Consider the following 8,779-nt stretch of genomic DNA (forward strand, 5'->3'; position numbering starts at 1 on the left):
ATCAATCCTCAGTATTAACTAATGACTGATGACTGATGACTGATGACTAATGACCAATGATTATCCAATCGAGAAAGTACCGTTCCCGTTAGATTCTAGGAAGGTCAAATTAAAATTTGCTCCTCCTTCAATCACGCCGATCACATCTCCAAAACGTTGGATTGACAAATTGTTGCCAACGGGAGTCAGGCTGTAGCCGTCGTTTAAAGAATTTCCTTGCAGTTGGATCAAATCGTCTGCTACGTTGAAGTTGCGAATCGTAGCTTGACCGTTACCCAAATACAGCGGGGTCGGGGTGACATTCCCCGCTGTAGGAGGAACTCCGAGTACGAATGTATCAGCTCCCGGACTGCCAATCAGGACATCGAATTCATTGGTGCCAAAGCTTTCATACTGCCGGTTGCCCCTGGGATCGATACCTACTTCCACTCCAATCAGTTCGGTATTCCCCACACCAACACCAGTGAGAATATCGGTGCTGCGGCTACCAACAAAAGTTGCGTCGCGGCTTGGCTCGTTTTTCCCGAAATTGAAGTAGTGATCCCGACCAGTTCTCAGGGCTCCAGAGTTTATAAACGGCACAATGTCGGGGTTTTCTCTTAAGTATTCCGGTTCAAAAAATGAAGTTCCAAAACGACCTTCTTTTGAGCCGAATTGAATGAAATGCTGGTATCCCGATTTGAAAGGTGCATTGGGGCCGACAAACGGTCGCAAATCCGAGTTATTTGCTAAATAAAAATCTTCGCTGTACTCTGGCGATACTGCGCTACGGCGCTGTCCTTCTTCGTAACCGAACTGAATCAAGTGATCGAGCCCACTCGCAAACGGCGCGTTTGGATTGACAGTGCGGACGAACGGTCTGAGGTCTGTGTTGACAGTAAGGTAAGCATTTTCGTCAAAATAACGCGATACTTTGGTTAGACCGCTGGCTTGACCGAATTTTTGAAAGTGTTCTAGTCCTGATTTGATGACTCCTGCATCAATGGCTGGTTTGATCCAAGGATATGAGGCAAGGTAAAATTGTTCGTCGAAAACTGCGTAGTTAGCCATGTTTTCCCCCTAATGTTTTGATGAGCTTGATAGTTTATAGCAATTAGCTTTCCATGAACTCGATCGCCAATCAGGAACTTACACAAAACAGACGTTATGAAATATTTTTAAGTTCCTAGGAACATATCTATTTTGGTAACTCAGCAATTATCGAAGGCTCGATTCTGCCTTCAGAATTTCTGCCTTTTTTTCGTCAGTTAATTGAGCGATCGCAAGTTTGATCACTTCTACAAAACTTGGAACTTTTTTCAGGATTTCTTTCTCAATCGTTGGTTAATTTTTAATTATTTTTCTCCCTGTTATTACTTAGTTACATACAAATAGCTTTATGTCAAGTAAATTTTTGTAAACAAAAACTGGAGTATTTGCTCAAGGAATTTATAAAAAAATGTAACGAAAATTTGACCTAAATTTGTCGAATTGTGTCATGTGCAGGCTCAAATCGCCTAATGGCAAGCGTTTTCTGGTAAAAATGCTTATGGGATAAAAAAATTCCCGATTCCCGAAAACAGCATCTTAAAGGAGCCTAACCGGATGTTCACTCACGTCAAGCCCACCATTCGCCACGTCGTGCCGGAAAACTTGCAGGGGCGATCGCTAATGAAGGTGGTCTATGTCGTACTGGAACCGCAGTATCAAAGCGCCCTGTCGGCAGCGGTTCGATCGATAAACCAGAAAAATCCGAATTTGGCAATAGAAATCAGTGGCTACCTGATCGAGGAACTCCGCAGCCCGGAAAATTACGAGGCCTTCAAGCGGGATGTGGCGGATGCCAATGTATTTATTGCTTCTCTAATTTTCATCGAAGATTTGGCCGAAAAAGTGGTAGCGGCAGTTGAACCGCTGCGCGACAGCTTGGATGTCGCCGTCGTCTTCCCGTCGATGCCGGGGGTGATGCGACTCAATAAAATGGGCAGTTTCTCGATGGCACAGTTGGGACAAAGCAAAAGTGCGATCGGCGAATTCATGAAAAAACGGAAGGAAAAATCCGGGAGTTCCTTCCAAGACGGAATGCTGAAACTGCTGCAAACTTTGCCGAAAGTGCTGAAATATTTGCCCATCGACAAAGCCCAAGATGCGCGCAACTTCATGCTGAGTTTCCAGTATTGGCTGGGCGGTTCCCAAGAAAACTTGGAAAACTTCTTGCTGATGCTGTCACATAAATATGTATTCAAAGGCCAGGGGGCAACCACGGGGGGATTGCCCCTACAATACCAAGAGCCCGTTGTCTACCCGGATATGGGAATTTGGCATCCTTTGGCATCGTCGATGTTTGAGGATGTAAAAGGATATCTCACCTGGTACAACGCCCGCAAAGATATTTCCGCAGACCTCAAAGACCCCCTCGCACCTTGCATCGGCTTGGTGTTGCAGCGGACTCACTTAGTCACGGGAGATGACGCGCACTATGTAGCAATGGTGCAGGAATTGGAGGCAATGGGGGCGCGGGTGGTGCCGATTTTTGCCGGCGGTTTGGACTTCTCGAAACCAGTCGAAACTTTTTTCTTGGAAGTTGGAACCAAAGGTGTTGCGCCACTGCCGATAGTTGATGCGGTGGTTTCTCTGACTGGTTTTGCGCTGGTGGGCGGCCCGGCGAAACAAGATCACCCAAAGGCGATCGAGACTTTGAAAAAATTAAATTGCCCTTACATGGTGGCTTTGCCGCTGGTTTTCCAAACGACGGAAGAGTGGGAAAATAGCGATTTAGGCTTGCACCCGATTCAAGTTGCTTTGCAAATTGCCATTCCCGAGTTGGATGGCGCGATCGAACCGATTATATTGTCGGGACGTGATGGCGCAACTGGCAAGGCGATCGCCCTACAAGACCGGATCGAAGCAATTTCCCAGCGCGCTATGAAGTGGGCAATGCTGCGCCGCAAACCAAAATTAGATAAAAAAGTTGCGATCACAGTTTTCAGTTTCCCGCCGGACAAAGGCAACGTCGGAACAGCCGCTTATTTGGACGTTTTCGGCTCGATTTACCAAGTATTGAAAGCCTTAAAAGGCAACGGTTACGACTTGCCAGAATTGCCGGATTCCGCCGAAAAACTGATGCAAGAAGTCATCCACGACGCAACAGCCCAATACCAAAGCCCGGAATTAAATGTTGCTTACCGGATGTCTGTAGCTGAATACGAAGAATTCACTCCTTACTCGGAACGCTTGCAAGAAAATTGGGGCCCGCCTCCGGGACATTTGAACAGCGACGGACAAAATTTGCTGATTTTCGGCAAACATTTCGGCAATGTGTTTATCGGAGTGCAACCTACTTTTGGATACGAAGGCGATCCGATGCGGTTGTTATTCTCTCGTTCCGCCAGCCCGCACCACGGTTTTGCTGCTTACTATACATATTTGGAGCGCATTTGGGGTGCGGATGCGGTGCTGCACTTTGGCACTCACGGTTCGCTAGAATTCATGCCCGGTAAGCAGATGGGAATGTCTGGGGATTGTTATCCCGACAGTTTGATCGGCAAAATTCCTAACCTCTATTATTACGCCGCCAACAATCCCAGCGAGGCAACAATTGCTAAGCGCCGCAGTTATGCTGAAACAATCAGCTATCTGACTCCTCCGGCTGAAAATGCTGGTTTGTACAAAGGTTTGCAGGAACTCAGCGAGTTAATTGCTTCTTATCAAACTTTGAAAGAGACTGGGCGCGGTGTGCCGATTGTGGATGCGATCGTCGAAAAATGCCGTTTGGTGAATTTGGATAAGGATATCGCGTTACCTCCCGAACAAGAACGAGGGGTTGCTGCGGATATGACTGCCGAGGAACGGGATAATTTAGTTGGCTTGGTTTACCGCAAGTTGATGGAGATTGAGTCGCGGTTGTTACCTTGCGGTTTGCACGTGATCGGTAAGCCGCCGACTGCTGAAGAGGCGATCGCAACTTTGGTGAATATCGCCAATTTAGACCGGGAAGAAGACGGGCTGATCAGCTTGCCGCGAATTATCGCTAACAGTCTCGGACGCGATATCGGCGAAATTTACACTAACAGCGACAAAGGCATTTTAACAGATGTTGAATTGCTGCAAAACATCACCTTGGCCTGTCGGGAAGCAGTGGGCGCTTTGGTGAAGGAACAAACCGACGCTGAGGGCCGAGTTTCCCTTGTTTCTAAGTTGAATTTCTTCAACATGGGCAAGAAAACACCTTGGGTTGAAGCCTTGCACGCTGCAGGTTACAAAAAAATCGATCCAGAACCGATTAAACCGCTGTTTGAGTATCTGGAATTCTGCTTGCAGCAAGTTTGTGCCGACAACGAATTAGGCGCTTTGTTGCGCGCGTTAGAAGGCGAGTATGTTCTGCCTGGCCCCGGTGGCGATCCGATTCGCAACCCGGATGTTTTGCCGACTGGCAAGAATATGCACGCTTTAGACCCGCAGTCAATCCCTACAACGGGGGCGGTTAAGTCTGCTAAGCTTGTAGTCGATCGGCTGTTAGAAAGACAGCGCGTTGATAACGGCGGAAATTATCCAGAAACCATCGCCGTTGTGTTGTGGGGAACCGACAACATCAAGACTTACGGCGAATCCCTCGCCCAAGTAATGTGGATGGTGGGAGTGAAGCCAGTTCCCGACGCATTGGGCCGGGTAAACAAACTCGAATTGCTTTCTTTAGAAGAGTTGGGACGCCCTCGGATCGACGTAGTAATTAACTGTTCCGGCGTATTCCGCGACTTGTTCATCAACCAAATGAATTTGTTAGATAAAGCCGTGAAAATGGCAGCGGAAGCCGACGAACCCTTAGAGATGAACTTCGTCCGCAAACACGCCCTGAAGCAAGCGGAAGAAATGGGAATCAACCTGCGACAAGCAGCAACCCGGGTATTTTCCAATGCTTCTGGTTCCTATTCATCTAACATCAACTTGGCGGTGGAAAACAGCACTTGGGAAAGCGAAGCCGAGTTGCAGGAAATGTACTTAACTCGCAAATCCTTCGCCTTTTCTTCCGACAATCCGGGAACAATGGAACAAGACAGGCAGATTTTTGAATCATCCTTGAAAACTGCGGAAGTCACTTTCCAGAACTTGGATTCTGCCGAGATTTCCCTAACCGACGTGTCGCACTATTTCGACTCCGATCCGACTAAATTGATCGGCAGTTTGCGCGCAGATGGGAAGAAACCGACATCCTTTGTTGCTGATACAACGACAGCGAACGCCCAGGTGCGGACTCTATCAGAAACCGTGCGTTTAGATTCGCGGACTAAGCTGCTGAATCCGAAGTGGTACGAGGGGATGTTGTCGCACGGTTATGAAGGCGTGCGGGAGATTTCTAAGCGTCTGGTGAATACGACTGGATGGAGTGCGACGGCGGGCGCTGTGGATAATTGGGTGTATGAGGATGTCAACACTACGTTTATCCAAGATGAGGAGATGCAGAAGCGTTTGCTTAACTTAAATCCTCATTCGTTCCGCAAGATTGTCAGCACTTTGCTTGAGGTGAATGGCCGGGGTTATTGGGAAACGTCGGAGAACAATTTGGATCGTCTGCGTGAACTTTATCAGGAGGTGGAAGACCGGATTGAGGGGGTAGAATAAACATCCCAATTTCGGAGAATCACCTTTAATCTGTAGGGACACAGCATTGCTGTGTCCTTATATTTTTGCGAGGTTTTTGATGAGTAGGAAGCGATCGCCCTCACAACTCACTCAATATGCTACAATCCTTAATAAAGGTCGTTTAGCCACGATAAAATACCGCTATGACTACCCTCACCCTCAACCTCAACCCAATTATTAAGCTGACAGACGATCAGTTTTTTGAACTCTGTCAAGAAAATGAAAATATTAGATTGGAACGCACAGCGAAAGGAGAATTAATTATCATGTCACCAGCAGGAGGAGAAACTGGAAGCAGCAATGCAGGATTAACAGCACAGATTTGGATTTGGAATCAGCAGAGTAAACTGGGTAAAGTTTTTGATTCTTCAACAGGGTTCAAACTTCCTAATAATGCAAATAGAGCGCCTGATGCTTCTTGGGTAAAATTAGAACGCTGGGATGCACTAACTTCCGAACAACAAAAGAAATTCCCTCCCATTTGTCCTGATTTTGTCGTTGAGTTAATGTCTCCCAGCGATAGTTTGAAAGACACTCAGGATAAGATGAAAGAATATCGAGATAACGGTGCTGTTTTAGGTTGGTTGATTAATCGCAAATCACGGCAAGTAGAGATTTATCGTCAGGATCGAGAAGTTGAAGTGTTAGAATCTCCAGCCACTGTATCAGGTGAAGATGTTCTCCCCGGATTTATTTTGAATCTTGAATCAATCTGGTAATGTACGCGCGTGCGAAGCTATCCCGCAGGGAATCGCACCTGTCCAATGTTCAATAGAGTAAATAAAATACAGTTAAAGTTCTCGTGGAGTATTTGCAATGGTTCAAACCCTGGCGTACAGTAAAGAAGAGCTTACAGGTTCTCACCTGGTTTTACATGATATCAGTTGGGAAACCTACGAACACTTGTTAGAAATATTTGCCGAACGTTCAACGCCGCGCATGACTTACTACCAAGGAACGTTAGAACTTATGGTACCTTTACCAGAACATGAAAGGTATAGCTGGACTCTCGGACGACTAATTGTAGCACTTTCTGAGGAAATTGGAATTGAAATTATCGGATTAAAATCATCTACTTGGCGTTCGGAACCGAAAAAAGCTGGCAACGAAGCTGATGAATGTTTTTATATCCAAAATGAAGCTTTAATGCGGGGAAAGTTAACTATCGATCTCAAAAATGACCCGCCGCCAGACTTAGCTGTAGAAATGGATTTGACTAGCTCATCTATCAATAAAATGGCGGTTTATGCGGAACTTAAAGTGCCGGAGGTTTGGATTTGGAAGAAGGGGAAACTAATAATTAACATTTTAAATGATACGGGTTATGTCGAGTCCGAAACCAGTTTGGCATTTGCCTCCTTTCCTGTCAAAGAACTCGCACAGTTTATGAACCTCGACTCAGAAAAGGGAGAGAATGCGAGAATTAGAGAGTTTAGAGAGTGGGCGCGATCGCACTTAAATTAAATCTGGGTTTGTTACCTCGACATTTTGCACGATTTTTAATAACCTGTAGGGGCGGGTTCGCCAATAGCCTGAAAGCTTGCAGACAGATTAAATAAACCCGCCCTCCCCCACGAATAACCCTGTCTGGAAAAATAAAGACGGCGGTTGAAACCGCGTCTACACAAACAAAGTCCGCCTACGCGGACTAAGAAGACTGAGTTTTTACATACTGTTTCAGCACAGGATTTAAACTAAACAAAGTTATCTTTTCCTGTTCCTGCGTATCCAATAAAAACCGATTTCCAAGAGATCGCACCGCATTGACTATTTCTGACGCAGAAAATGGTATTTTGTTGAAAATTTGCGACACAGCAACGGGTTCAGGTTGATTAGCTAGGTGAGTCATCACTGCCAATTCTGGCTGTGTCAAACGCCCAAAAGGTTGAGATAACTCAGATTGCAACCCTTCATCTAAAATCGGCATCTCGCACTGCAAAAACTCAGAAACTCTCCCCCCAAACAACTCTTGAATCAGCGTTGCAGTGAACTCCAACCACAGAGGATTGCCTTGATAAATATCAATCAAAGTTGACCATGTTTCCTCATCGGATAACTTTTGTGAGTTCAAAATTTCTTTAGCTGCTACTCCTAAACTTCCCAATACAAAACATCGCACGGGATGATTATCTTTTGATAATCTGGCAATTTCTCTGGGTTTTTCCCAACTATTCAATATCAAACAACTTTGATGACAAACTTCGGCAATTAGTTTAAAAAATAACTGATAATCTTCATATCCAGTTTTATATTGTCCCGCTAGTTGCCCGCTGCCCAAAAGCATCTGTACGTCATCAAGGACAATCAGACATCGGTTTTTTCGCAAATAATCGAGGATTTGGGAAATTTTGGTTTCGATGTTTTGGGGAATTTCAGATTGTTGGGAAAAGATTTGCAGCAGGTTGGTGAGGGTTGCATCGAGGGTTGGGGAAAAGCGCAGGCTGCGATAGATGACGTAATCGAATTGGGTTTTGATGCGATCGATCAGGCTTAGGGAGAGGGTTGTTTTGCCGATGCCGCTGATTCCGAGGAGTGCGATGAGGCGTGTGTGTTCCTGTGTTATCCAGTTTTCGAGGGTGGAGAGTTCAGAAGTGCGATCGAAAAAGGTGAATATTTCCGGTGCGTCGCCTAAGTCTATTTGGAGTTGTTTGGGAGTTGGTTGGGGATTTTGCGGTTCTGTTGGACTTCTCGCCCTTTCTTGACAAATATTGACGTTATTTGTTACATGATCTCTACCAATAGCTGATGGAGAATTATAAAACTTTGCCCTTTCCAGTATCGCTCTAACATTTACTTTAGTAACGTCTTCGTCGAAGACATCTGATAATATCTTCCATAATTCAGAAGCAGCCACCCTAACATAACCTTCACTACAATCACGGTCTTGCGCTATTTTTGTTGCATATTTTCGACCTTGGAGCGTTTCTTTTAAAATAGCTTCTTGCAGGTCGTCTAAGTGCTTCCCTGTTTTAGAAAAAACTTTTTCATCGGCAAATCTTAAGACTTCCTTAAGCTCCATAGATCGCGCTTGGGGTAACTTTTACTGATTATAACTTATTTTTTATAACTTTTTAGATAACAAAATAAGCTGTTCAGCATCTAAAACGCATATTGCATAGTATAATATGATGATATTTATAAAAAGTCAATGCCTACTAAA

The 8,779-nt window shown here is 45.3% G+C and carries 5 protein-coding genes; 3 read left to right on the plus strand and 2 right to left on the minus strand.

What is annotated here, in order from left to right; all coding sequences use genetic code 11:
* Positions 1–60: 60 nt before the first annotated feature.
* Entirely contained in the window at positions 61–1,050 is a 990-nt protein-coding gene (locus tag QUA00_RS13935; RefSeq protein WP_333143111.1) for a calcium-binding protein, read from the minus strand.
* A gap of 534 nt (positions 1,051–1,584) precedes the next feature.
* Here QUA00_RS13935 and QUA00_RS13940 point away from each other — a divergent pair.
* The 3 genes from QUA00_RS13940 to QUA00_RS13950 all read left to right on the plus strand — a co-directional run bounded on the left by QUA00_RS13940 (position 1,585) and on the right by QUA00_RS13950 (position 7,083).
* Complete coding sequence (locus tag QUA00_RS13940; protein ID WP_333409989.1) at positions 1,585–5,598, plus strand: magnesium chelatase subunit H; 4,014 nt, start codon at positions 1,585–1,587, stop codon at positions 5,596–5,598.
* 164 nt (positions 5,599–5,762) lie between these two features.
* Positions 5,763–6,338 (plus strand): Uma2 family endonuclease, encoded by a 576-nt coding sequence (locus tag QUA00_RS13945; protein ID WP_333284794.1) that lies wholly within the window; start codon positions 5,763–5,765, stop codon positions 6,336–6,338.
* A 97-nt stretch (positions 6,339–6,435) separates the two neighbouring features.
* Positions 6,436–7,083 carry a Uma2 family endonuclease gene (locus tag QUA00_RS13950; protein ID WP_333409990.1) on the plus strand — a complete coding sequence of 216 codons (648 nt, stop codon included), beginning with the start codon at positions 6,436–6,438 and terminating at the stop codon, positions 7,081–7,083.
* Positions 7,084–7,267: 184 nt separating this feature from the next.
* Here QUA00_RS13950 and QUA00_RS13955 read toward each other — a convergent pair whose 3' ends face one another.
* Positions 7,268–8,638, minus strand: a complete 1,371-nt coding sequence (locus QUA00_RS13955; RefSeq protein WP_333409991.1) for an ATP-binding protein — start codon at positions 8,636–8,638, stop codon at positions 7,268–7,270.
* Positions 8,639–8,779 lie beyond the last annotated feature (141 nt).

Source organism: Microcoleus sp. T2B6 (genome assembly GCF_036700475.1).
Taxonomy (GTDB): domain Bacteria; phylum Cyanobacteriota; class Cyanobacteriia; order Cyanobacteriales; family Microcoleaceae; genus Microcoleus.